The 23,014-nt window shown below is 59.7% G+C and carries 21 protein-coding genes, 4 tRNA genes and 1 riboswitch; of the genes, 20 read left to right on the top strand and 5 right to left on the bottom strand.

Features of this window, described 5'->3' with window-relative positions:
- Positions 1-24: 24 nt before the first annotated feature.
- The 11 genes from KGA83_RS18210 to astE all read left to right on the top strand — a co-directional run bounded on the left by KGA83_RS18210 (position 25) and on the right by astE (position 11,742).
- Positions 25-714: an ABC transporter permease gene (locus KGA83_RS18210; protein WP_015096506.1), complete on the top strand. Its 690-nt coding sequence runs from the start codon at positions 25-27 to the stop codon at positions 712-714.
- Positions 711-1,409, top strand: coding sequence for an ABC transporter permease (locus tag KGA83_RS18205; protein ID WP_108215205.1), 699 nt, complete (start codon positions 711-713; stop codon positions 1,407-1,409). Before KGA83_RS18210 ends, KGA83_RS18205 begins: the two co-directional genes overlap by 4 nt.
- A 37-nt stretch (positions 1,410-1,446) precedes the next feature.
- Positions 1,447-2,211, top strand: a complete 765-nt coding sequence (locus tag KGA83_RS18200) for an ABC transporter ATP-binding protein (protein ID WP_108215206.1) — start codon at positions 1,447-1,449, stop codon at positions 2,209-2,211.
- A gap of 316 nt (positions 2,212-2,527) precedes the next feature.
- Positions 2,528-3,508 (top strand): transcriptional regulator ArgR, encoded by a 981-nt coding sequence (argR, locus tag KGA83_RS18195; RefSeq protein ID WP_223530413.1) that lies wholly within the window; start codon positions 2,528-2,530, stop codon positions 3,506-3,508.
- A gap of 355 nt (positions 3,509-3,863) precedes the next feature.
- Positions 3,864-5,084 (top strand): aspartate aminotransferase family protein, encoded by a 1,221-nt coding sequence (locus KGA83_RS18190; RefSeq protein ID WP_115947316.1) that lies wholly within the window; start codon positions 3,864-3,866, stop codon positions 5,082-5,084.
- Positions 5,085-5,280: 196 nt separating this feature from the next.
- A complete protein-coding gene (aruF, locus tag KGA83_RS18185; RefSeq protein WP_102669988.1) occupies positions 5,281-6,300 on the top strand; it encodes an arginine/ornithine succinyltransferase subunit alpha in 1,020 nt (339 codons plus the stop codon).
- 70 nt (positions 6,301-6,370) lie between these two features.
- On the top strand, positions 6,371-7,396 hold the full coding sequence (gene astA, locus KGA83_RS18180; RefSeq protein WP_223530411.1) for an arginine N-succinyltransferase: 1,026 nt from the start codon (positions 6,371-6,373) through the stop codon (positions 7,394-7,396).
- Positions 7,393-8,862, top strand: coding sequence for a succinylglutamate-semialdehyde dehydrogenase (astD, locus tag KGA83_RS18175; RefSeq protein ID WP_177413215.1), 1,470 nt, complete (start codon positions 7,393-7,395; stop codon positions 8,860-8,862). Before astA ends, astD begins: the two co-directional genes overlap by 4 nt.
- Before the next feature lie 161 nt (positions 8,863-9,023).
- Complete coding sequence (gene astB / locus KGA83_RS18170; protein WP_115947314.1) at positions 9,024-10,370, top strand: N-succinylarginine dihydrolase; 1,347 nt, start codon at positions 9,024-9,026, stop codon at positions 10,368-10,370.
- A 61-nt stretch (positions 10,371-10,431) separates the two neighbouring features.
- Complete coding sequence (locus tag KGA83_RS18165) at positions 10,432-10,719, top strand: topoisomerase II (protein WP_108215213.1); 288 nt, start codon at positions 10,432-10,434, stop codon at positions 10,717-10,719.
- A 12-nt stretch (positions 10,720-10,731) separates the two neighbouring features.
- A complete protein-coding gene (gene astE / locus KGA83_RS18160) occupies positions 10,732-11,742 on the top strand; it encodes a succinylglutamate desuccinylase (RefSeq protein WP_108215214.1) in 1,011 nt (336 codons plus the stop codon).
- A gap of 126 nt (positions 11,743-11,868) precedes the next feature.
- Here astE and KGA83_RS18155 read toward each other — a convergent pair whose 3' ends face one another.
- Positions 11,869-12,378, bottom strand: coding sequence for a 6,7-dimethyl-8-ribityllumazine synthase (locus tag KGA83_RS18155; RefSeq protein ID WP_218427274.1), 510 nt, complete (start codon positions 12,376-12,378; stop codon positions 11,869-11,871).
- 103 nt (positions 12,379-12,481) lie between these two features.
- A riboswitch (FMN riboswitch) is annotated at positions 12,482-12,652 on the bottom strand.
- Positions 12,653-12,943: 291 nt separating this feature from the next.
- Here KGA83_RS18155 and ltaE point away from each other — a divergent pair.
- The 7 genes from ltaE to KGA83_RS18120 all read left to right on the top strand — a co-directional run bounded on the left by ltaE (position 12,944) and on the right by KGA83_RS18120 (position 18,912).
- A complete protein-coding gene (gene ltaE / locus KGA83_RS18150) occupies positions 12,944-13,948 on the top strand; it encodes a low-specificity L-threonine aldolase (protein WP_223530409.1) in 1,005 nt (334 codons plus the stop codon).
- A gap of 146 nt (positions 13,949-14,094) precedes the next feature.
- Positions 14,095-16,716, top strand: a complete 2,622-nt coding sequence (alaS, locus tag KGA83_RS18145; RefSeq protein ID WP_108215216.1) for an alanine--tRNA ligase — start codon at positions 14,095-14,097, stop codon at positions 16,714-16,716.
- Between the two features lie 91 nt (positions 16,717-16,807).
- Positions 16,808-18,049: an aspartate kinase gene (locus KGA83_RS18140; protein ID WP_007971040.1), complete on the top strand. Its 1,242-nt coding sequence runs from the start codon at positions 16,808-16,810 to the stop codon at positions 18,047-18,049.
- A gap of 188 nt (positions 18,050-18,237) precedes the next feature.
- Positions 18,238-18,426 (top strand): carbon storage regulator CsrA, encoded by a 189-nt coding sequence (csrA, locus tag KGA83_RS18135; protein WP_002554426.1) that lies wholly within the window; start codon positions 18,238-18,240, stop codon positions 18,424-18,426.
- 62 nt (positions 18,427-18,488) lie between these two features.
- Positions 18,489-18,579: transfer RNA gene (locus KGA83_RS18130), tRNA-Ser, on the top strand.
- A 107-nt stretch (positions 18,580-18,686) separates the two neighbouring features.
- Positions 18,687-18,763: transfer RNA gene (locus KGA83_RS18125), tRNA-Arg, on the top strand.
- Between the two features lie 72 nt (positions 18,764-18,835).
- Positions 18,836-18,912 (top strand) — tRNA-Arg (locus KGA83_RS18120).
- Positions 18,913-18,931: 19 nt separating this feature from the next.
- Here KGA83_RS18120 and KGA83_RS18115 read toward each other — a convergent pair.
- Positions 18,932-19,450: a cell envelope protein SmpA gene (locus tag KGA83_RS18115; RefSeq protein WP_223530407.1), complete on the bottom strand. Its 519-nt coding sequence runs from the start codon at positions 19,448-19,450 to the stop codon at positions 18,932-18,934.
- A gap of 319 nt (positions 19,451-19,769) precedes the next feature.
- Here KGA83_RS18115 and mgtE point away from each other — a divergent pair, with 319 nt between their 5' ends.
- Complete coding sequence (gene mgtE, locus KGA83_RS18110; RefSeq protein WP_108215218.1) at positions 19,770-21,212, top strand: magnesium transporter; 1,443 nt, start codon at positions 19,770-19,772, stop codon at positions 21,210-21,212.
- Between the two features lie 236 nt (positions 21,213-21,448).
- Here the strand turns inward: mgtE and KGA83_RS18105 are convergent, their stop codons facing one another.
- The 3 genes from KGA83_RS18105 to KGA83_RS18095 all read right to left on the bottom strand — a co-directional run bounded on the left by KGA83_RS18105 (position 21,449) and on the right by KGA83_RS18095 (position 22,623).
- Positions 21,449-21,775, bottom strand: a complete 327-nt coding sequence (locus KGA83_RS18105; protein ID WP_003178899.1) for an Arc family DNA-binding protein — start codon at positions 21,773-21,775, stop codon at positions 21,449-21,451.
- Positions 21,776-22,185: 410 nt separating this feature from the next.
- A complete protein-coding gene (locus KGA83_RS18100) occupies positions 22,186-22,365 on the bottom strand; it encodes a PA3371 family protein (RefSeq protein ID WP_115947395.1) in 180 nt (59 codons plus the stop codon).
- Between the two features lie 24 nt (positions 22,366-22,389).
- Positions 22,390-22,623, bottom strand: a complete 234-nt coding sequence (locus KGA83_RS18095; RefSeq protein ID WP_223530405.1) for a hypothetical protein — start codon at positions 22,621-22,623, stop codon at positions 22,390-22,392.
- Positions 22,624-22,912: 289 nt separating this feature from the next.
- Between KGA83_RS18095 and KGA83_RS18090 the strand changes: the two genes are divergently transcribed.
- A tRNA-Arg gene (locus KGA83_RS18090) sits at positions 22,913-22,989 on the top strand.
- Positions 22,990-23,014: the final 25 nt, after the last annotated feature.

Genomic DNA, 23,014 nt, shown 5'->3' with positions numbered 1-23,014 from the left:
TCCCAACTTTCGAGGACCTGAATCATGTTGAAAGGCTACGGGGCTGTCATCCTCGATGGCGCTTGGCTGACGCTTCAGCTCGCCTTGTCGTCCATGGCCATGGCCATCGTTCTGGGCCTGATCGGCGTGGCACTGCGCCTGTCGCCGGTGCGCTGGCTGGCCTGGCTGGGCGACCTGTATTCCACGGTGATCCGTGGTATTCCCGACCTGGTGCTGATCCTGCTGATTTTCTACGGCGGCCAGGACCTGCTCAACCGCGTCGCACCGCTGCTCGGCTTTGACGAGTACATCGACCTGAACCCGTTGGCCGCCGGTATCGGCACCCTGGGCTTCATCTTCGGTGCGTACCTGTCGGAAACCTTCCGTGGCGCCTTCATGGCGATCCCCAAGGGGCAGGCCGAAGCCGGCATGGCCTACGGCATGAGCAGTTTCCAGGTGTTCTTCCGGGTGTTGGTGCCGCAGATGATTCGCCTGGCGATTCCGGGCTTCACCAACAACTGGCTGGTATTGACCAAGGCCACCGCGCTGATTTCGGTGGTGGGGCTGCAAGACATGATGTTCAAGGCCAAGCAGGCGGCCGATGCCACCCGCGAGCCTTTCACCTTCTTCCTCGCAGTGGCGGCGATGTACCTGGTGATCACCAGTGTGTCGTTGCTGGCATTGCGTCACCTTGAGAAGCGCTACTCGGTAGGCGTAAGGGCGGCTGATCTATGATCTTCGACTACAACGTCATTTGGGAGGCCTTGCCGCTGTACTTTGGCGGCCTGGTGACCACCCTCAAACTGCTCGCGCTGTCGCTGTTCTTCGGTCTGCTGTGCGCCTTGCCGCTGGGCTTGATGCGCGTCTCGAAAAACGCGGCCGTCAACATGTCGGCCTGGCTCTTCACCTATGTGATCCGCGGCACGCCGATGCTGGTGCAGCTGTTTTTGATCTACTACGGTCTGGCGCAGTTCGAAGCGGTGCGTGAAAGCTTCCTCTGGCCGTGGCTGTCCAGTGCAACGTTCTGTGCGTGCCTGGCGTTCGCGATCAACACCAGCGCCTACACCGCCGAAATCATCGCCGGCAGCCTGCGCGCCACGCCGAACGGTGAGATCGAAGCGGCCAAGGCCATGGGCATGTCGCGGGTCAAGATGTACAAGCGCATCTTGCTGCCGTCGGCCCTGCGCCGGGCGCTGCCGCAGTACAGCAACGAAGTGATCATGATGCTGCAGACCACCAGTCTGGCGTCCATCGTGACCCTGATCGACATCACGGGTGCCGCGCGCACGGTCAACGCGCAGTTCTACCTGCCGTTCGAGGCGTATATCACCGCCGGCGTGTTCTACCTGTGCCTGACCTTTATCCTGGTGAAGCTGTTCAAGATGGCCGAGCGCCGCTGGCTGGGCTACCTGGCTCCGCGCAAGCACTGAATACCACTGACTGACTGTTTTTGTGAGAACCGACAGCATGTACAAACTTGAAGTCCAAGACCTGCATAAACGCTATGGCAGTCACGAAGTGCTCAAGGGCGTGTCCCTGAAAGCGGCAGCCGGCGATGTGATCAGCATCATCGGCTCCAGTGGCTCCGGCAAAAGTACGTTCCTGCGCTGCATCAACCTGCTGGAGCAGCCGCACGCGGGCAAGATCCTGCTCAACAACGAAGAGCTCAAGCTGGTGGCGAACAAGGAAGGCGCGCTGAAGGCGGCCGATCCGAAACAGTTGCAACGCATGCGTTCGCGCCTGTCGATGGTGTTCCAGCATTTCAACCTGTGGTCGCACATGACCGCGCTGGAAAACATCATGGAAGCGCCGGTTCATGTGCTCGGCATGTCCAAGGCCGAGGCTCGCGACAAAGCCGAGCACTACCTGAACAAGGTAGGCGTGGCCCATCGCAAAGACGCGTATCCAGGCCACATGTCCGGTGGCGAGCAGCAGCGCGTGGCGATTGCCCGTGCACTGGCGATGGAACCGGAAGTGATGCTGTTCGACGAACCGACCTCGGCTCTGGACCCAGAGTTGGTTGGCGACGTGTTGAAGGTCATGCAGGCCCTGGCTCAGGAAGGCCGGACCATGGTCGTGGTGACCCACGAAATGGGCTTTGCCCGTGAAGTGTCGAACCAGTTGGTGTTCCTGCACAAAGGCGTGGTCGAAGAAAGCGGCAACCCGCGCGAAGTGCTGGTGAACCCGCAATCCGAACGCCTGCAGCAATTCCTGTCCGGCAGCTTGAAGTAATCAGGACTGCCGTTGTGCACAGGGATAGTGCATGCTTCGCAATTTGGAGGCTGGCCCCGGTCAACTCGTGGGTGCTGGCTTGTCGCACCCCCTGTAGGACCCCTGTAGGAGCTGTCGAGTGAAACGAGGCTGCGATCTTTTGATCTTGGTTTTAAAAGCAAGATCAAAAGATCGCAGCCTTCGGCAGCTCCTACAGGGGGGGAGCGACAGGCCAGCTCCCACATTTGATCTGTGCCGGTTCTGAGATTTGCGTTCGTTTACGGGCTAGCATTGGCCCATGCCTTCATCACTGTTTTTCGCTTCGGATCGCTCGCCCATGACTGCCCATCGAATTGGTTTCCTGATTTGGCCCAGCACTAAAGCACTGACGCTTACGCTGGCTGAGGAGGCCTTGCGTGTTGCCCAGCGTGTGCATCCGGACGTGGTCTACGAACTGTCATTCCTGCAGGCCGAACCGCCGACCGAAGGCGAATGGCAGTTGCCGGGTGAAGCGTGGACCGGCAAGCTCGAAAATTTCCAGAAGCTGTTCCTGCTCGCTGACGAGCCGCCGACCGCACTGGCGCCGGCGCTCAGCAGTGCGCTTAAACAACTGGTGCGTGCCGGCTGCGTGATCGGCGGTCTGTCGGCCGGTGTTTATCCATTGGCGCAATCGGGCTTGCTCGACGGTTATCGCGCGGCCGTGCATTGGCGCTGGCAGGACGATTTTGCCGAGCGCTTCCCGAAAGTCATCGCCACCAGTCACCTGTTCGACTGGGATCGCGATCGCCTCACCGCGTGCGGCGGCCTGTCGGTGCTCGACTTGTTGCTGGCGGTGCTGGCGCGTGACCACGGTGCGGAACTGGCCGGTGCGGTCTCCGAAGAACTGGTGGTCGAGCGCATTCGCGAGGGCGGCGAACGCCAGCGCATTCCGTTGCAGAACCGTCTGGGCTCCAGCCATCCGAAGCTCACACAAGCCGTGTTGCTCATGGAAGCCAACATCGAAGAGCCGCTGACCACCGACGAAATCGCCCAGCACGTGTGCGTGTCCCGTCGGCAGCTGGAGCGTATCTTCAAGCAATACCTCAACCGTGTGCCGAGCCAGTACTACCTGGAACTGCGCCTGAACAAGGCCCGGCAGATGTTGATGCAAACCAGCAAGTCGATCATCCAGATCGGCCTGTCCTGTGGCTTCTCCTCGGGGCCGCATTTCTCCAGCGCCTACCGCAATTTCTTCGGCGCCACGCCGCGGGAAGATCGCAACCAGCGGCGCAGCAGTAGCCCGTTCGAATTGTCATCGGTGCCGGCCGAGCGCGGCTAGTCACCTGTAGGAGCGAGCTTGCTCCGGGCGGCGTTCCGACGATGGATTCAAGAGCGCCGCGTTTAGCCAGTAAACACGCGTTATCGTTAACGACCATCGCGAGCAAGCTCGCTCCTACAGGGAAGGTGGGCGAGCGGTAGATTTTTATCAGCGCCGGCTAACTGCCTATAAACCGCCGCGCCAGTTAAACTGCGCCTTTGCGACCCTATATGTCGCATTGCCGTAAACCCGGGAAAATCCGGGGTTGGCGCTATAAGAAGTTGTCGCTTGGCGGCAAGGCCGGGCTGAAAACTGTCCTTACAATCCCCCCATCGCTCGCCAGTTTCAGGCGAGTGTTCCTTTTCAGGAGACTCCGATGTCCGTTGAGCACGCTGCGGTAAAACGCGCCGATTTCGATCAGGTAATGGTTCCCAACTATGCGCCTGCCGCATTCATTCCTGTGCGTGGCGCCGGTTCCCGCGTCTGGGACCAGTCCGGTCGCGAGCTGATCGACTTCGCCGGCGGGATCGCCGTTAACGTATTGGGCCACGCGCATCCGGCGCTGGTCGGTGCCTTGACCGAGCAGGCGAACAAGCTGTGGCACGTGTCCAACGTGTTCACCAATGAGCCGGCCTTGCGCCTGGCCCATAAGCTGGTCGACGCCACGTTTGCCGACCGTGCCTTCTTCTGCAACTCCGGCGCCGAAGCCAACGAGGCCGCTTTCAAGCTGGCCCGTCGTGTCGGTTTCGACCGTTTCGGCAGCGAGAAGTACGAAATCATCGCCGCGCTCAACAGCTTCCACGGCCGTACCCTGTTCACCGTGAACGTCGGTGGCCAGTCGAAGTACTCCGATGGCTTCGGTCCGAAAATCACCGGCATCACCCATGTGCCGTACAACGATCTGGCCGCGCTGAAAGCCGCCATTTCCGACAAGACTTGCGCCGTGGTGCTGGAGCCGATCCAGGGTGAAAGCGGTGTGATCCCGGCTGAGCTGGAATACCTGCAAGGTGCCCGCGAGCTCTGCACCGCGCACAACGCGCTGCTGATTTTCGACGAAGTGCAAACCGGCATGGGCCGTACCGGCCATCTGTTCGCCTACCAGCATTACGGCGTGATCCCGGACATCCTGACCAGCGCCAAGAGCCTGGGCGGCGGTTTCCCGATCGCGGCGATGCTGACCACCGAAGACCTGGCCAAACACCTGGTCGTCGGCACCCACGGCACCACTTACGGCGGCAACCCGCTGGCGTGCGCGGTCGCGGAAGCCGTGATCGATGTGATCAACACCCCTGAAGTGCTGGCCGGCGTCAATGCCAAGCACGACAAGTTCAAGGCGCGCCTCGAGCAGATCGGCGAGAAATACGGGCTGTTCACCAAGGTCCGCGGCATGGGCCTGTTGATCGGCTGTGTGCTGAGCGATGCCTGGAAAGGCAAGGCCAAGGACATCTTCAACGCCGCTGAGCAAGAAGGCTTGATGGTTCTGCAAGCCGGCCCGGACGTGGTGCGTTTCGCCCCAAGCCTGGTGGTGGAAGACGCCGATATCGATGCCGGCCTGGACCGCTTCGAGCGTGCCGCAGCAAAACTGACGCAAGCCTGATAGACCCTTCGACGCCTGACCTTTTCAAGCGTCGAACCCAATTTTTTATGCCGGCCCCGCTTTTCTGTAGGAGCGAGCCTGCTCGCGATGGAGTGTCAGGCGACATCATTGTTGCTGATCCACCATCGCGAGCAGGCTCGCTCCTACAAGGGGCCGGCTATTTTCCTCAAAGAATTTTAGAAAAAGGAGTGACACCATGCTGGTGATGCGCCCCGCGCAAATGGCTGATCTGGGCGAGGTACAGCGTCTGGCTGCGGACAGCCCGATTGGTGTCACTTCCTTGCCGGATGACGTTGAACGCCTGAGCGACAAGATCGCCGCAAGCGAAGCCTCGTTCGCCGCTGAAGTGAGCTTCAACGGTGAGGAAAGCTATTTCTTCGTCCTCGAAGACTCCACTACCGGCAAGCTGGTCGGTTGCTCGGCCATCGTGGCGTCGGCCGGTTACTCCGAGCCGTTCTACAGCTTCCGCAACGAAACCTTCGTGCACGCTTCCCGCGAGCTGAAGATTCACAACAAGATCCACGTGCTCTCGCAGTGCCACGACCTGACCGGCAACAGTTTGCTGACCAGCTTCTACGTGCAGCGCGAGCTGGTGGGTTCGCCTTGGGCTGAGCTCAATTCCCGTGGCCGTCTGCTGTTCGTCGCCAGCCACCCGGAGCGTTTTGCCGATTCGGTGGTGACCGAGATCGTCGGTTACAGCGATGAAAATGGCGACTCGCCATTCTGGGACGCCATCGGTCGCAACTTTTTCGACCTCAACTACGCTGAAGCCGAGCGTCTGTGCGGCCTGAAGAGCCGGACGTTCCTCGCCGAACTGATGCCGCATTACCCGATCTACGTGCCCCTGCTGCCGGACTCCGCGCAAGAAGCCATGGGCCAGGTGCATCCGCGGGCGCAGATCACCTTCGACATCCTGATGCGCGAAGGCTTCGAGACCGATCACTACATCGATATCTTCGACGGCGGCCCGACGCTGCATGCCCGTGTCTCGGGGATCCGTTCGATCGCCCAGAGCCGTGTGGTGCCGGTGAAGATCGGCGAGCCGGTCAAAGGCGTCGGTCGCCAGTATCTGGTTGCCAATGCCCAGTTGCAGGACTACCGCGCGGTCATGCTCGAGCTTGACTACGCGCCGGGTAAACCGGTGACCCTGGACCTGGAAGCAGCCGAAGCCCTGGGCGTCGGCGAGGGTGCCAGCGTGCGCCTGGTGGCGGTTTAACGTCGCAATTGATGCCTAGAAAGCAGCGAAGTTTCACGGGTGGCGCAAGCGGCCCGTTTGAGGAGATAGCATGATCGTTCGTCCCGTACGCAGCAGCGATTTACCCGCTCTGATCGACCTGGCCCGCAGCACCGGCACCGGCCTGACCACCTTGCCGGCCAACGAAGAGCGGCTGGCCCATCGGGTCGGCTGGGCCGAGAAGACCTTTCGCGGCGAAGCCGGGCGGGGCGATGCGGACTATCTGTTCGTGCTCGAAGATGATGACGGTCGCGTGGTGGGTATTTCCGCCATTGCCGGCGCCGTCGGCCTGCGTGAGCCCTGGTACAACTTCCGGGTCGGTCTGACGGTCAGCGCTTCGCAAGAGCTGAACATCTATCGTGAAATCCCGACGCTGTTCCTGGCCAACGACCTGACCGGCAACTCCGAGCTGTGCTCGCTGTTCCTGCACGCCGATTACCGCAGTGGCCTCAACGGTCGCATGCTGTCCAAGGCGCGGATGCTGTTCATCGCCGAGTTCCCGCAGCTGTTCGGCAACAAGATCATCGCCGAAATGCGCGGTGTTTCCGACGAAGCCGGGCGTTCGCCGTTCTGGGAAAGCCTGGGCCGGCACTTCTTCAAGATGGAGTTCAGCCAGGCCGACTACCTGACCGGCGTCGGCAACAAGGCGTTCATCGCCGAACTGATGCCGAAATTCCCGCTGTACACCTGTTTCCTGTCGCCGGAGGCGCGCAACGTGATCGGTCAGGTTCACCCGGACACCGAGCCGGCGCTGGCCATGCTCAAGAGCGAAGGCTTCAGCTACCAGGGCTACGTCGACATTTTCGACGCAGGCCCGGCCATCGAATGCGAAACCGGCAAGATCCGCGCGGTGCGTGACAGCCAGGCACTGGTGCTGGCCGTTGGCACGCCGGGCGATGACGCCACGCCATTCATCATTCACAACCGCAAGCGCGAAGACTGCCGTATCACTGCCGCTCCGGCACGTCTGGCCGCCGGCACCCTGGTGGTCGATTCGAAGACCGCCAAACGTCTTCAACTCAACGCTGGCGATCAAGTGCGCGCCGTGGCGTTGTCCGCAGCTCGGGAGTCGAAATAATGAAGTCGCTTTACATCGCAGGTGAATGGCTGGCAGGTGGGGGCGAAGCCTTCGAGTCGCTGAACCCGGTGACCCAGCAGGTGCTGTGGTCCGGCACCGGTGCCACCGCCGCTCAGGTCGAGTCGGCTGTGCAAGCGGCGCGTCAGGCGTTCCCAAGCTGGGCGCGGCGTACCCTGGAAGAACGTATTTCGGTGCTGGAAGCCTTTGCTGCTGCCCTGAAGACTCACGCGGACGAACTGGCTCATACCATCGGTGAAGAAACCGGCAAACCCCTGTGGGAAGCGGCGACTGAAGTCACCAGCATGGTCAACAAGATTGCCATCTCGGTGCAAAGCTACCGCGAACGTACCGGCGAGAAGAGCGGTCCGCTGGGCGACGCCACCGCTGTATTGCGCCACAAGCCCCACGGTGTGGTGGCAGTGTTCGGTCCTTACAACTTCCCGGGTCACCTGCCGAACGGCCATATCGTGCCGGCACTGCTGGCCGGTAACAGCGTGCTGTTCAAACCTAGCGAGCTGACACCGAAAGTCGCCGAGTTGACGGTCAAGTGCTGGATCGAGGCCGGTCTGCCGGCCGGCGTATTGAATTTGCTGCAAGGCGCTCGCGAAACTGGCATCGCCCTGGCGGCGAACCCGGGCATCGACGGCCTGTTCTTCACCGGCTCCAGCCGCACCGGCAATCACCTGCACCAGCAATTCGCCGGTCGTCCGGACAAGATCCTGGCGCTGGAAATGGGCGGTAACAACCCGCTGGTGGTCGATCAGGTCGCGGACCTCGATGCCGCGGTGTACACCATTATTCAGTCGGCGTTCATCTCCGCCGGCCAGCGCTGCACTTGCGCCCGACGCTTGCTGGTGCCACAAGGTGCCTGGGGCGACTCGCTGCTGGCGCGCCTGGTGGCGGTCAGCGCGACTATTGAAGTTGGTGCCTTCGATCAGCAACCGGCGCCGTTCATGGGCTCGGTGGTTTCCCTTGGCGCTGCGAAAGCGTTGATGGATGCGCAAGAGCATCTGCTGGCCAACGGCGCCGTGGCGCTGCTGGAAATGACGCAGCCTCAGGCTCAATCAGCCTTGCTGACCCCGGGCATTCTGGATGTGACCGCTGTCGCCGATCGTCCTGACGAAGAGCTGTTCGGCCCGTTGCTGCAAGTGATTCGCTACGCTGATTTTGCAGCGGCGATCGCTGAAGCCAACGACACCGCCTACGGTCTTGCCGCCGGTCTGTTGTCGGACTCCGAAGCGCGTTATCAGCAATTCTGGCTGGAAAGCCGTGCCGGAATCGTCAACTGGAACAAGCAGCTGACCGGTGCCGCGAGCAGCGCGCCATTCGGCGGCGTCGGCGCCTCGGGCAACCATCGCGCCAGTGCCTATTACGCGGCGGATTACTGCGCGTACCCGGTGGCCTCGCTGGAAACCCCGAGCCTGGTGATGCCGTCGGCCCTTACGCCTGGCGTGAAAATGGCGTGATGCCCATCGCCAGCAGGCTGGCTCCCACAGGTTCGGTGGTGGATACACATTTGGTGTACGACACAAACCCTGTAGGAGCGAGCCTGCTCGCGATGGCCGCGCCTCGGTCTCAAATCTAGTTACTGAAGCCTATAACAACAGATTCTCGTGGAGCCTCGCCGATGAAATCCTATGAAGTCAATTTTGACGGTCTAGTGGGGCCGACCCATAACTACGGCGGCCTGTCCTACGGCAACGTCGCGTCCCAGAGCAACAGCCAGCAGTCTTCCAACCCCAAGGAAGCGGCGCTGCAAGGCCTGGCAAAAATGAAAGCGCTGATGGAAATGGGTTTCCAGCAAGGCGTACTGGCACCGCAAGAGCGCCCGGATGTGGCCGCTCTGCGTCGCCTGGGCTTTGGCGGCACCGACGCTCAAGTGATCGAGCGCGCTGCCAAAGACGCGATGCCCCTGCTGGTGGCCAGTTGCTCGGCCTCGAGCATGTGGGTGGCCAACGCTGCCACCGTCAGCCCGAGCGCCGACACCGCTGACGGTCGCGTGCATTTCACCGCCGCCAACCTCAACTGCAAATACCACCGCAGCATCGAACACCCGACCACCAGCCGCGTGCTGGGGGCGATGTTCGCTGACCAGAAACACTTCGCCCACCACGCCGCCTTGCCGGCCGTGGCGCAATTCGGTGACGAAGGCGCGGCCAACCACACACGGTTCTGCCGTGAATACGGCGAAGCCGGTGTCGAGTTCTTCGTGTTTGGCCGTAGCGCGTTCGACACCCGCTACCCGGCACCGCAGAAGTACCCGGCGCGCCAGACCCTCGAAGCATCCCAGGCCGTTGCCCGTTTGCACGGCTTGAGCGATGACGGCGTGGTCTATGCCCAGCAGAACCCGTCGGTGATCGATCAGGGTGTGTTCCACAACGACGTGATCGCAGTCGGTAACGGCGAAGTGCTGTTCTATCACGAAGACGCGTTCCTCGAGACCGAGCAGATGCTTGCGGAGCTGCAGAGCAAACTCGCCAAAGTCGGTGGGAAATTTCAGTCTGTCTGTGTTCCGCGTTCCGCTGTCAGCGTGGAAGACGCGGTTCGTTCCTACCTGTTCAATAGCCAACTGCTGTCGCGTCCTGACGGCTCCATGCTATTGATCGTGCCGGAAGAATGCCGTGGCAACGAGCGTGTCTGGCAATACTTGCAGGGTTTGACCAGCTCCGGCGGCCTGATCCGCGAAGTGAAAGTCTTCGATCTCAAGCAGAGCATGCAGAACGGCGGTGGCCCGGCTTGCCTGAGGTTGCGCGTGGCACTCAACGAAACCGAGCTGGCGGCGGTCAATCAAGGGGTTATCATGACGGCGCCGTTGTACGGCACACTGACCGAATGGGTCGAGAAGCACTACCGCGACCGCATGACCGAAAACGATCTGGCGGACCCGCAATTGCTGCTTGAGTGCCGGACGGCACTGGATGAACTGACGCAAATCCTTAAACTGGGCGCGGTTTATCCATTCCAGATCAATTGATCGACGGCGCGCCGCCTTCTACGGCAGCGCGCTGCTTCATCTCAAACGAGAGCGTAAAGACATGAGCGATACCCTGCAGCTGATCCTTGAAGACACCGACGGCACGCAACTGGAGACTTCCTGCACCCGCGTCGCGGTCATGTGGCAAGGCAAAGAGCTGTGGATCCAGCAGGACGGCCGCGGCCAGTTGCTGATCGGTGTGGACGTCGAAGAAGGCGATGCCGAATACGCCAACCTGCTGCTGCGCCCGTTGGCGACTAATCTGGTAAGTCTGCAACTGGAGATGGAACCTGCCGACCTCACCGACGAGGAGCATGTTCACGGCCCGGATTGCAACCACGATCACTAAGGAAACCGCTCTATGCTCGCCCTCGGCAAACTGCTTGAACTGACCCTCGCCGGCCGCGAACCGGCGGAGAAGACTCAACTGACTGTCGAAGGCGTGCGCATGCGCTGGTTGAGCGAAGGTGCGCTGGAAGTCCGGCCACCTGAGGCGCGTGACAATGGCCTGGACCTGCTGCTGTCGGCGGGGATCCACGGCAATGAAACAGCGCCGATCGAACTGCTCGATCGCCTGTTGCACGACATTGCCCGCGGCGACTTGAAGCCGCGCGCACGTATTCTGTTCCTGTTCGGCAACCCCGAGGCGATTCGCAAGGGCGAGCGTTTCGTCGAGCAGGACGTCAATCGGCTGTTCAATGGCCGTCATGAACAAAGCAGTGGCTGCGAAGCCTTGCGTGCTTGTGAGCTGGAGCGGTTGGCGGCGAGTTTCTTCAGCCTGCCAGATCGTCAGCGCCTGCATTACGACCTGCACACGGCCATTCGCGGCTCGAAAATCGAGCAGTTCGCCTTGTACCCGTGGAAAGAAGACCGCCAGCATTCGCGCCAGGAACTGGGGCGCCTGCGCGCCGCCGGCATGGAAGCGGTGTTGCTGCAGAACAAGCCGTCCATCGTGTTCAGCGCCTACACCTACGACAAGCTCGGTGCCGAGGCTTTCACCCTGGAGCTCGGCAAGGCGCGGCCATTCGGGCAGAACGCCGGGGTCAATGTCTCGCTGCTGGAGGCGCGTCTCAAGCAGATCATCGAAGGTACCGAGCCGGAATTGACTGACAAAGCACTGGACGGTTTGCAGCTGTACAGCGTGGCACGGGAAATCATCAAGCACAGCGACAGCTTCCGCCTGAACCTGCCGGCGGACATCGAGAACTTTTCGGAGCTGGAAGTCGGTTATCTGCTGGCGGAAGACATCGCCAACACCCGCTGGATCATCGAGGAGGAGGGCGCCCGGATCATCTTCCCGAACCCCAGGGTGAAGAACGGTTTGCGTGCCGGCATCCTGGTCGTGCCAACCACCGACGAAAACCTGGCCTGATCTAACAGCCCCCTGTAGGAGCGAGCTTGCTCGCGATGGACTTGAGAACGCCGCGGGGTATCAGATACCCCGCGTTATCGTTGAAGACCATCGCGAGCAAGCTCGCTCCTACAGGGTTTTGCAGTGTTAGACCGCTACCGCACGCGGCTCACTGCGACGCAGGCTACGGATCTTCATCAACGTATCCGCACAGGTCTTCGCCGCTTCCTGGCCTTTATGCACGAAATGCTCGAAGAAGAACTTCTGGTGCTCTTCGCCGGCATGGAAGTGGTGCGGGGTCAAGGACACCGAGAACACCGGCACTTCGGTTTCCAGCTGAACCTGCATCAGGCCGCTGACCACTGACTGGGCGACGAACTCATGACGGTAGATCCCGCCGTCCACCACCAGGGCTGCCGCGACGATGCCGGCATAACGACCGGTCTTGGCCAGCAGCTTGGCGTGCAGGGGCATTTCAAAGGCGCCGCCGACTTCGAAGAAATCGATGTCGGATTCCTGATAACCCTGGGCAATCATTTCGGCGACGAAGCCTTTACGGCTCTGGTCGACAATATCCTTGTGCCAGCAGGCCTGGATGAACGCAACGCGCTCGCCGTGATGGTGTTTGCTTTTGCTGTCGATTGCGGTGGGTTGCATGTTCTGACTCCTGTTTGTGTGAAAAACAGGGCGTTATGAATCGAAGGGGATCTGAGGGTACGCACGCTCGCACGAATGTCGGCGGACGGCCCTTTGCTGTCAATCCCGTTCTCTCTTCATCCGGACTATGACCGTCGGCCCCGGGATCACACCGGGTCTGCTGACCTTGCTGTCAGGTACCGCCGAAGCGGTGCTGTCACCAAGCGCTCGCGGGCTATGCGCATTGCGCGCAATTACCGCCGGTGGGGAGTTGCACCCCGCCCTGAGAACGTTTTTGCCGCTGGAATGTTTGGCGGCGTAGCGTTTTTATCACATATTTGTGAGCCATGCATGGCCAATGCAGGTCACGAAACTGTGGGAGCGAGCCTGCTCGCGATGACGGCGGTACATTCAGCATCGATGTTGGCTGATCCACTGCTATCGCGAGCAGGCCCGCTCCCACATGGATTGCGTTTTCTCGACGGTGTAAAACGTCTTTTCCTCGTTCAAGGGTTGATTAATCGGCACCATGCCCGCAGTAATTCTTTCCTGAAAGGGATTTCCCCTGCTTACCGAGGCCGGATTCATGAGCGTTATCGATCTTCGCAGCGACACCGTCACCCAACCTTGCGCCGGCATGCTCGACGTGATGGCCAAAGCCGCCACCGGCGATGACGTGTATGGCGAAGATCCGACGGTCAATCGTCTGGAAGCTGAATTGGCAAAACGGCTGGGTTTTGCCGCAGCGCTGTTTGTGCCCACCGGGACCATGAGCAATCTGCTGGGTTTGATGGCCCACTGCGAACGCGGTGACGAGTACATCGTCGGCCAGCAGGCCCACACTTATAAATACGAGGGTGGTGGTGCGGCGGTGCTCGGTTCGATCCAGCCGCAGCCGCTGGAAGTGCAGGCCGATGGTTCGCTGGACCTGGCGCAGGTCGCGGCAGCGATCAAACCGGATGACTTCCACTTCGCCCGCACTCGATTACTGGCGCTGGAAAACACCATGCAGGGCAAAGTCCTGCCGCTGGAATACCTGGCGCGGGCGCGCAGTTTTACCCGCGAACACGGGTTGCAGCTGCATCTGGATGGGGCTCGCCTGTACAACGCTGCGGTCAAGCTGGGTGTGGATGCCCGGGAAATCACCCAATATTTCGATTCCGTCTCGGTCTGCCTGTCCAAAGGGCTGGGCGCCCCGGTGGGTTCGGTGCTGTGCGGCTCGGCCGAGCTGATCGGCAAGGCGCGGCGCCTGCGCAAAATGGTCGGTGGCGGCATGCGTCAGGCCGGGATTCTGGCGGCGGCAGGCCTGTACGCGCTGGATCACAACGTTCAGCGCCTGGCCGATGACCACGCCAACGCGCAATACCTGGCCGAAGGCCTGCGGGCGGCGGGTTTCGAAGTCGAACCGGTGCAGACCAACATGGTTTATGTGCAGATGGGCGACAAGGCCGAGGCGATCAAGGTGTTTGCCACCGATCGCGGGATCAAGCTCAGTGCCGCCGCCCGTCTGCGCTTGGTCACGCACATGGACGTCAGCCGTGGGCAAATCGAGCAAGTCGTCGCGACATTCGTCGACTTTTCTGGCAAGTGACGGCGTTAACCGTCTAAATGAGTGTTTGCAACGTACAAACACACTGTACCTAGTCACTAACGCCGATATAATGCGGCCCTTTGCCGTCGCTTCGTCTGTTGACGTTTCGAACAGGCCTTTGGCCGCAGCCTCCGTGGAAGAACCTAATGAAAAGCGCAGAAATCCGTGAAGCCTTCCTTCGCTTCTTCGAAGAGCAAGGCCACACCCGTGTAGCCTCCAGCTCTTTGATTCCGGGCAACGACCCAACCCTGCTGTTCACTAACGCGGGGATGAACCAGTTCAAGGACTGCTTCCTGGGCCAGGAAAAGCGCGCGTACACCCGCGCGGTCAGCAGCCAGAAATGCGTGCGCGCCGGCGGCAAGCACAACGACCTGGAAAACGTCGGTTATACCGCCCGTCACCACACCTTCTTCGAAATGCTGGGTAACTTCAGCTTCGGCGATTATTTCAAGCGTGATGCCATCACCTACGCCTGGAACTTCCTGACGTCCGACAAGTGGCTGAACCTGCCGAAGGAAAAGCTCTGGGTCACCGTCTACGCCAGCGATGACGAGGCGTACGACATCTGGACCAAGGACATCGGGGTTCCGGCCGAACGCATGGTGCGCATCGGCGACAACAAGGGCGCACCGTACGCCTCCGACAACTTCTGGACCATGGGCGATACCGGCCCGTGCGGTCCTTGCACCGAGATTTTCTACGATCACGGCGCCGACATCTGGGGCGGCCCACCGGGCTCGCCGGAAGAAGACGGCGACCGCTACATCGAAATCTGGAACAACGTGTTCATGCAGTTCAACCGCACCGCCGATGGCGTGTTGCACCCGCTGCCAGCGCCGTCGGTCGACACCGGCATGGGCCTGGAGCGGATCAGTGCCGTGCTGCAGCACGTCCACTCGAACTATGAAATCGACCTGTTCCAGAGCCTGCTGAGCGCGTCGGCCAAGGCCATCGGCTGCACCAACGACGCCCAGGCTTCGCTGAAAGTGGTGGCTGACCACATCCGTTCCTGCGGTTTCCTGATCGCCGACGGCGTGCTGCCGTCCAACGAAGGCCGCGGTTACGTGCTGCGCCGGATCATCCGTCGCGCCTGCCGTCACGGTAACAAACTGGGCGCCAAGGGCAGCTTCTTCTACCAGATCGTCGCGGCCCTGGTCGCCGAGATGGGCGAAGCTTTCCCGGAACTGAAATCCCAGCAGGCGCACATCGAGCGCGTGCTGAAGGCCGAAGAAGAGCAATTCGCCAAGACCCTGGAGCAGGGCTTGAAGATCCTCGAGCAGGATCTGGCCGAACTCAAAGGCGACGTGGTGCCCGGTGACGTAGTGTTCAAGCTCTATGACACCTACGGTTTCCCGATGGACCTGACCGGCGACATCGCTCGCGAGCGCAGCCTGACCATCGACGAAGAAGGTTTCGAGCGTGAGATGGAGGCCCAGCGCGTCCGTGCCCGTTCCGCCAGTTCCTTCGGCATGGACTACAACAGCCTGGTCAAGGTTGACGTGGCCACCGAGTTCACCGGTTACATCGCTCACAGCGGTTCCGCCAAAATCGTTGCGCTGTATAAAGATGGCCAGTCGGTCGACGTATTGAGCGAAGGCGATGAGGGCGTGATCGTTCTCGACAAGACGCCGTTCTACGCCGAGTCCGGTGGCCAGGTCGGTGATTGCGGTTACCTGCAGGCGGGCAGCGCGCGTTTCGACGTGCGTGACACCACCAAGACCGGCGGTGCATTCCTGCACCACGGTATCCTGGATTCGGGTAGCCTGATCGTCGGTGCGCCGGTCGAGACCCACGTTGACGCCGAGGTGCGTCACGCCACGTCGTTGAACCACTCTGCGACTCACTTGCTGCACGCTGCATTGCGCCAGGTACTGGGCGATCACGTTCAACAGAAAGGCTCGTTGGTCGATAGTCAGCGCCTGCGCTTTGACTTCAGTCACTTCGAGGCCATCAAGCCTGAACAGCTGAAAGCGCTGGAAGACATCGTCAACGCCGAGATTCGCAAGAACTCCGAAGTTGAAACCGAAGAAACCGATATCGAAACCGCCAAGCAAAAAGGCGCCATGGCGCTGTTCGGCGAGAAGTACGGCGACAGCGTGCGCGTGCTGAGCATGGGCGATTTCTCCGTCGAGCTGTGCGGCGGCATCCACGCCAACCGCACCGGCGACATCGGCCTGCTGAAAATCATCAGCGAAGGCGGTGTGGCATCGGGTGTGCGTCGTATTGAAGCCGTTACCGGTGCGCAAGCGCTGGCCTACTTGAACGCGGCGGAAGAACAACTCAAGGAAGCGGCCAGCCTGGTCAAGGGCAGCCGCGACAACCTGATCGACAAGCTGTCGGCTGTGCTGGAGCGCAACCGTCTGCTGGAGAAGCAACTCGAGCAGTTGCAGGCCAAGGCTGCCAGTGCCGCGGGCGACGATCTGTCGGCCCAGGCGCTGGACGTCAAGGACGTGAAAGTGCTGGCCGTGCGTCTGGACGGTCAGGATGGCAAGGCGCTGCTGGCGCTGGTCGATCAACTGAAAAACAAACTCGGCCGCGCAGTGATCCTGCTCGGCAGTGTCCATGAGGAAAAGGTCGTTCTGGTTGCAGGCGTAACCAAAGACCTGACTGGCCAACTCAAAGCCGGTGATTTGATGAAGCAAGCCGCTGCGGCAGTGGGCGGGAAGGGTGGTGGTCGTCCAGACATGGCGCAAGGCGGCGGTACCGACGCTGGCGCACTGGATGCGGCACTGGCCCTGACCGTTCCGTTTGTAGAGCAGGGTCTATAAGGCAGTGCTTGCGGCCCGCAGTCTAGTGGTGGGCCGCCATACTGTTCGAGTGATTATTTGGGCGCCCTTCATGGGCAGAGGCGGCTTTGAAATGGCTTTGATCGTACAGAAATTTGGAGGCACCTCGGTCGGCACCGTCGAGAGAATCGAGCAGGTCGCCGACAAGGTTAAGAAATTCCGCGATGCCGGCGATGACCTGGTGGTTGTGCTGTCTGCAATGAGCGGCGAAACCAACCGTCTGATCGATCTGGCCAAGCAAATCAGTGGCGACGGCCAACCGGTTCCGCGCGAGCTGGACGTGATCGTCTCCACCGGTGAGCAGGTGACGATTGCCCTGTTGGCCATGGCGCTGATCAAGCGTGGCGTGCCGGCGGTGTCCTACACCGGTAACCAGGTGCGGATCCTGACGGATAGCGCACACAATAAAGCGCGTATCCTGCAGATTGATGACCAGAAGATTCGCGGTGATCTGAAGGCAGGTCGTGTGGTGGTGGTCGCCGGTTTCCAGGGCGTCGACGAGCACGGCAACATCACCACCCTCGGTCGTGGCGGTTCCGACACCACCGGCGTGGCGCTGGCGGCAGCCCTGAAGGCTGACGAATGCCAGATCTACACCGACGTCGACGGCGTCTACACCACCGACCCGCGTGTGGTGTCCGTGGCTCAGCGCCTGGACAAGATCACCTTCGAAGAGATGCTGGAAATGGCCAGCCTCGGTTCCAAGGTGTTGCAGATCCGCGCGGTCGAGTTCGCCGGCAAGTACAACGTTCCGCTGCGCGTATTGCACAGCTTCAAGGAGGGTCCGGGCACCCTCATTACTATTGATGAAGAGGAAACCATGGAACAGCCGATCATTTCCGGTATCGCTTTCAACCGCGATGAAGCCAAGCTGACCATCCGTGGCGTGCCAGACATCCCGGGCGTTGCCTTCAAGATTCTCGGCCCGATCAGTGCCGCGAACATCGAAGTGGACATGATCGTGCAGAACGTCGCGCACGATAACACCACCGACTTCACCTTCACCGTGCACCGCAACGACTACCAGGCGGCGCAGGCCGTGCTGGAAAAAACCGCTGGCGAGCTGGGTGCCCGTGAAGTCGTGGGCGACACCAAGATCGCCAAGGTGTCGATCGTCGGCGTTGGCATGCGTTCTCACGCAGGCGTGGCCAGCCGCATGTTCGAATCCCTGGCCAAGGAAAGCATCAACATCCAGATGATCTCGACGTCGGAAATCAAAGTCTCGGTAGTGATCGAAGAGAAGTACCTGGAACTGGCTGTGCGCGCTCTGCACACGGCTTTCGAACTGGACGCACCGGCCCGCCAGGGCGAGTGATGCGTTTGCCAAAAGGCGCGGTTTGACCGCGCCTTTTGTTTTTTTGAATGGCGTGGCCCCCGAGGCTGTTCTTTTGCTCGCGCTAGTCAATACTCAGGCATGTAGGGCTGCGACCGCTCCGGTTGTGGGTCGAGTGCCTTTTTTTTGCAGACTGTTGTCCCTGAAATGTAATGCGTGAGGAGAAAGGTATGCTGATTCTGACTCGTCGGTGCGCAGAAAGCCTGATTATCGGTGATGGCGAAATCACCGTGACCGTGCTCGGCGTCAAAGGAAATCAAGTGCGCATCGGTGTTAATGCCCCCAAAGAGGTGGCGGTTCACCGGGAGGAAATTTACCTGCGTATCAAGAAAGAGAAGGACGAAGAACCAAGCCATTAATTTTTATCGTTTTTTATGTTTGCAAACGGGGAAGAAGCTGGTTAATATACGCCCCGTGTTGCGGAGAGCTGGCCGAGTGGCCGAAGGCGCTCCCCTGCTAAGGGAGTACACCTCAAAAGGGTGTCGGGGGTTCGAATCCCCCGTTCTCCGCCATTATTTGCGTAGTACGTTGTAATCTGGCTTCTTCGGTAAGTTGTTGAAATTACTAGAAAAAGTGCTTGACATAGAGATTAGACGGCCTATAATGTGCGGCAACAAATGCACTCGTAGCTCAGCTGGATAGAGTACTCGGCTACGAACCGAGCGGTCACAGGTTCGAATCCTGTCGAGTGCACCATTTAAGAGTTAGTTGCAGTAATGCAAGTAACTTGGTTTCAACCAGTTGTGGTCTGGTCTAAAAACACAAAATGCACTCGTAGCTCAGCTGGATAGAGTACTCGGCTACGAACCGAGCGGTCACAGGTTCGAATCCTGTCGAGTGCACCATACAACAGAAAGCCCGCATTTAATGCGGGCTTTTTGCCGTCCGGGATTTGGCTTTTCCTTTCGTGCATCCCCTCTCGTCGAACTCCACCTGTGCACTGCGACCTCGCAGGGTGTCGTAACGGTAACTCGTGGCTGAATTGCGAATACTGATCTTGTCCGGCTTACCGAGGGCGCTTTCGACGTCTTGCTGGCTCATGCCGGCGACCACTCGCCGGTTGATGATCGCTTCGCGGCGCTCCCTGGCAGTGATCAGGTTTCCACACTTGTCCTGCGCCTGACCGACCACGGTCGGCTCTTTCCTCTGGATTTTCATTCCTGGTGTTTCACGGGGTTCGGCTGGCGGCATAAGTGCCATCGCACTGCCGGGTGTAAAGGCGCGGACGTCCTGAAGTGAAACGCTTTCTCCCGTGGCACAACTCAGTGTGGTGAAGGTAATGCGTCCATTGGCCGCCTCGCAGCGCTGAACGGTGGTGGCGAGCGCCAGGGGCAGGGGGCTGAACAGGCCGAGCAGTAATAAGAATTGTGCAGCTGATGGCATCAGGCGTCCTCCATGACGTTCCTCTTCAAGGGTAGCGGCTACAATTTTCGAGGGGGGTGTGTTTTCTTTTCAGAATACGTCGTCGCATTTTCATGGATCAGGAGATGCTCAGGTTTGTTGTGCAAGCGCTTGTTTCAGCCGAGATTTTTTAACGTTTAAAACCGTCAGGCGGTGTATCATTGCGCCCGTCAGCCCCGCCGGGGCTTGTGGAATACCTCCATGGACTTACCCAGTAGTTACTCAGTACCCCGTTTCACCAATCATGAATTGACTGATTGATCCTTCCGGCGTGCCCCGCTGCTGGGAGTGGAGTTCGCCTATGTCCGAAGTTGAAGTAAAGAAAACGCAGGAAAGCTTGCAGGATCGCCTGGCTCAGGTGGTTGAGTTGCTGCAGCGCCAGCGAGTGATAGAAGACCTGACTCACCGCCAGGAAGGCCCGCATCATGACCGGGTCGAGAACCTGGTCCACCGGCAGAACCTTGTCGAGTTGCAACGCAAGCTCGATGACCTGCACTCCGCCGACGTCGCCTACATCCTTGAAGCCTTGCCGCTGGACGATCGTCTGACGCTCTGGCAACTGGTCAAGGCCGATCGCGACGGCGACATCCTTCTTGAAGTATCCGATTCGGTTCGTGAAACCCTGATCGCCGACATGGACGATCACGAGCTCCTGGCAGCCGCCAAGGACATGGATGCCGACGAACTCGCTGACTTGGCCTCCGAGCTGCCGCGAGACGTCGTCCATGAGCTCATGGAGACCCTCGACCAGCAACAACGCGAACGTGTGCGTTCGGCACTGTCCTACGACGAGGAGCAGGTCGGTGCGCTGATGGACTTCGAGATGGTGACCATCCGCGAGGATGTCAGCCTCGAAGTGGTCTTGCGTTATCTGCGCCGTCTCAAGGAGTTGCCAGGCCATACCGACAAACTGTTCGTGGTCGATTACGACGGTGTCCTCAAGGGCGTGTTGCCGATCAAGCGTTTGCTGGTCAACGATCCGGACAAACAGGTTTCCGAGGTGATGGCCAGCGATCCGGTGAGTTTCCACCCGGACGAAGACGCCTACGATGCGGCCCAGGCCTTCGAGCGTTACGACTTGATCTCCGCGCCTGTGGTCGACAAGAACGGCAAGCTGATCGGCCGTCTGACCATCGATGAAATGGTCGACCTGATCCGTGAAGAGAGCGAAAGCGAAGTTCTCAACATGGCGGGTCTGCGTGAAGAAGAAGACATTTTTGCGTCGGTCTGGAAATCCCTGCGTAACCGTTGGGCCTGGCTGGCGATCAACCTGATTACCGCATTCGTGGCTTCTCGGGTCATCGGTTTGTTTGAAGGTTCGATCGAGAAGCTCGTGGCGCTTGCGGCGTTGATGCCGATCGTGGCGGGGATCGGTGGTAACTCGGGCAACCAGACCATCACCATGATTGTTCGGGCCATGGCGCTGGACCAGGTGAGCACCGGCAATACCTCGCGCCTGATGCGCAAGGAATTGGCCGTCGCGTTGATCAACGGCGTGATCTGGGGCGGGGTGATTGGCCTGGTTGCCTACATGCTCTATCACAGTTGGTCATTGGGCGTGGTGATGACTGCCGCGATGACGCTCAACCTGTTGCTGGCGGCATTGATGGGGGTCTTGATTCCGATGACCCTGGCGAAGATGGGGCGTGATCCTGCGATGGGCGCCAGTGTGATGATTACTGCCGTGACCGACAGCGGAGGCTTTTTCATCTTCCTGGGGCTTGCGACAATCTTCCTGCTCTAAAGTCCGTTTCACTGAAACCCGCCGTCAGGCGTAATGCTTTTGTAGGAGCGAGCTTGCTCGCGATGGTCGTCAACGATAACGCGTATTTACTGGCTAAACGCGGCGCTCTTGAGTCCATCGCGAGCAAGCTCGCTCCTACAGGGACCACAGCATTACGCCGTCAGGCGGGTTTTTTGTGCCCGGATTTCAGGCAAAAAAAAGCCAGCGATCAGGCTGGCTTGCGCTTTCTGGCTGAATCAGGACGCGTCGGCGGCCATTTCAGCGTCATGGGCGATCAGCGAAACCAGGGCGTTCTGCTGTCTGTGGGAGAGTTGGCGGAAGCGCTGTAGCAGCTCGCGTTCGTGCAAGGAAAGCTCCGGGCTGTCCAAGCGCATGCTCAGCTCTTCTCCCAGTGCACCTTCCTGAATAAGACTTTGCTCAAGGCGCGCGATGATTTCGGAGTTCATGCTGCGATGATGATTGCGAGCCACCTCGGCAATGCGTTCACGCATTCCGTCTGGCAGACGTACGACGAACTTGTCAGCCGTACGGCTGGAATAAATTGCCTGTTTCAATGGGCGCATATATTTAACCGGTTAGTTCAGGGGAGCGGTTTTCGGGATTGGCCGCAGGATGTCTGGTAGGACAAGCGCTCTGACCAAATGTTCAACCTGAATTGATAGAGGTGCGCATCATGCCCCAAGCAAGCCAGATCCTTGGCGTCAATTCTGTGACAAATATTGAACTGTATAAAGGCGTTCTGCCAGCACCAATTATCAGAAATGCGAATTAGTTTGAAAAGTTCGACCGGGCCGTATCGTCTAGCGCGTCTGCACCCGACGAAAGATTTCTGACGGGCCGCAAAAGCGGACTCGATCACTGCTCCTTGCCTTTACAGGATAGTGGCAAATGGCCGATTTACTAGGGAGCGTCGTCTGGAGGGGGGAGTTCAGGATGGATGGCAGGCCTTTGCGCCGGATCTGCCATACCTGGATTAACGCAGGACCGGATCAAACTTGATCCTGCGTCCGGCAATCAGTGCGAGCACGAACAGAGCGCTGAATACACCACAGGCAATCAGGGGAAGGGTAACGACCATGTCCTGGGTCAATGACAGATGAAAAATGCCGCTCAACAAGGCGAGGATGAAGAAACTCGCGGCTGGTTTGGACATGCTGTGCTCCTTGGTGAGGGTCATTCAAAATACCAGGCGCTCCGCAGACGGAGCTGGCACCAGGATGGTTTCCTGGCTGACCTCCTGACTGACAAAGCCGTGCTGGCTGCTCATCACGGCCAACTGCGGCGCTTTCTGCAGTTGAAGGTAATGTGGCATTCGCTGGGCAACCTTCGTAGCACCGCTCTCGTGGGTAAAATGAAAACCCGGCAAAACCGTCAGAGCGATTGCACTCGAGAGTAAAAGGGCGCTGTTCATGAGCGGCCTCCGTAGTTCTGTGAGAACAGCTGAAGCAGCTCGCATGCCAGAGTCTATCGACAATTAAATTCTTTAAAAACAATGAATTAGGATATTTTCGCGAAAGTCGGATCTTGCATTTTGCAATGATGGCTTTTTGCAGTAATGCAATTTGCACGGTAAACAAGTCCGCGCCTTGCCGAGGCGTCTGCCTACACTTAAAAAGCCCAACGGACGACATGACAAAAGCCGGCCCGGCCGTTAACATGCACGCCGTCCATCGCGCCGCGTATCTTCGCGGCCGACTTGTGTCCCAGTAGCTCAATTGGATAGAGCATCCCCCTCCTAAGGGGAAGGCTGGCAGTTCGAACCTGCCCTGGGACACCATATTTCGCAGCTCCCCCGCCTGTTT

Origin of the sequence: Pseudomonas sp. GL-R-19, from assembly GCF_019956375.1 — a bacterium.
Lineage (GTDB): Bacteria > Pseudomonadota > Gammaproteobacteria > Pseudomonadales > Pseudomonadaceae > Aquipseudomonas.
Note: the sequence above shows the minus strand (reverse complement) of the source record. Positions and strands in the feature narration are given on the sequence as shown.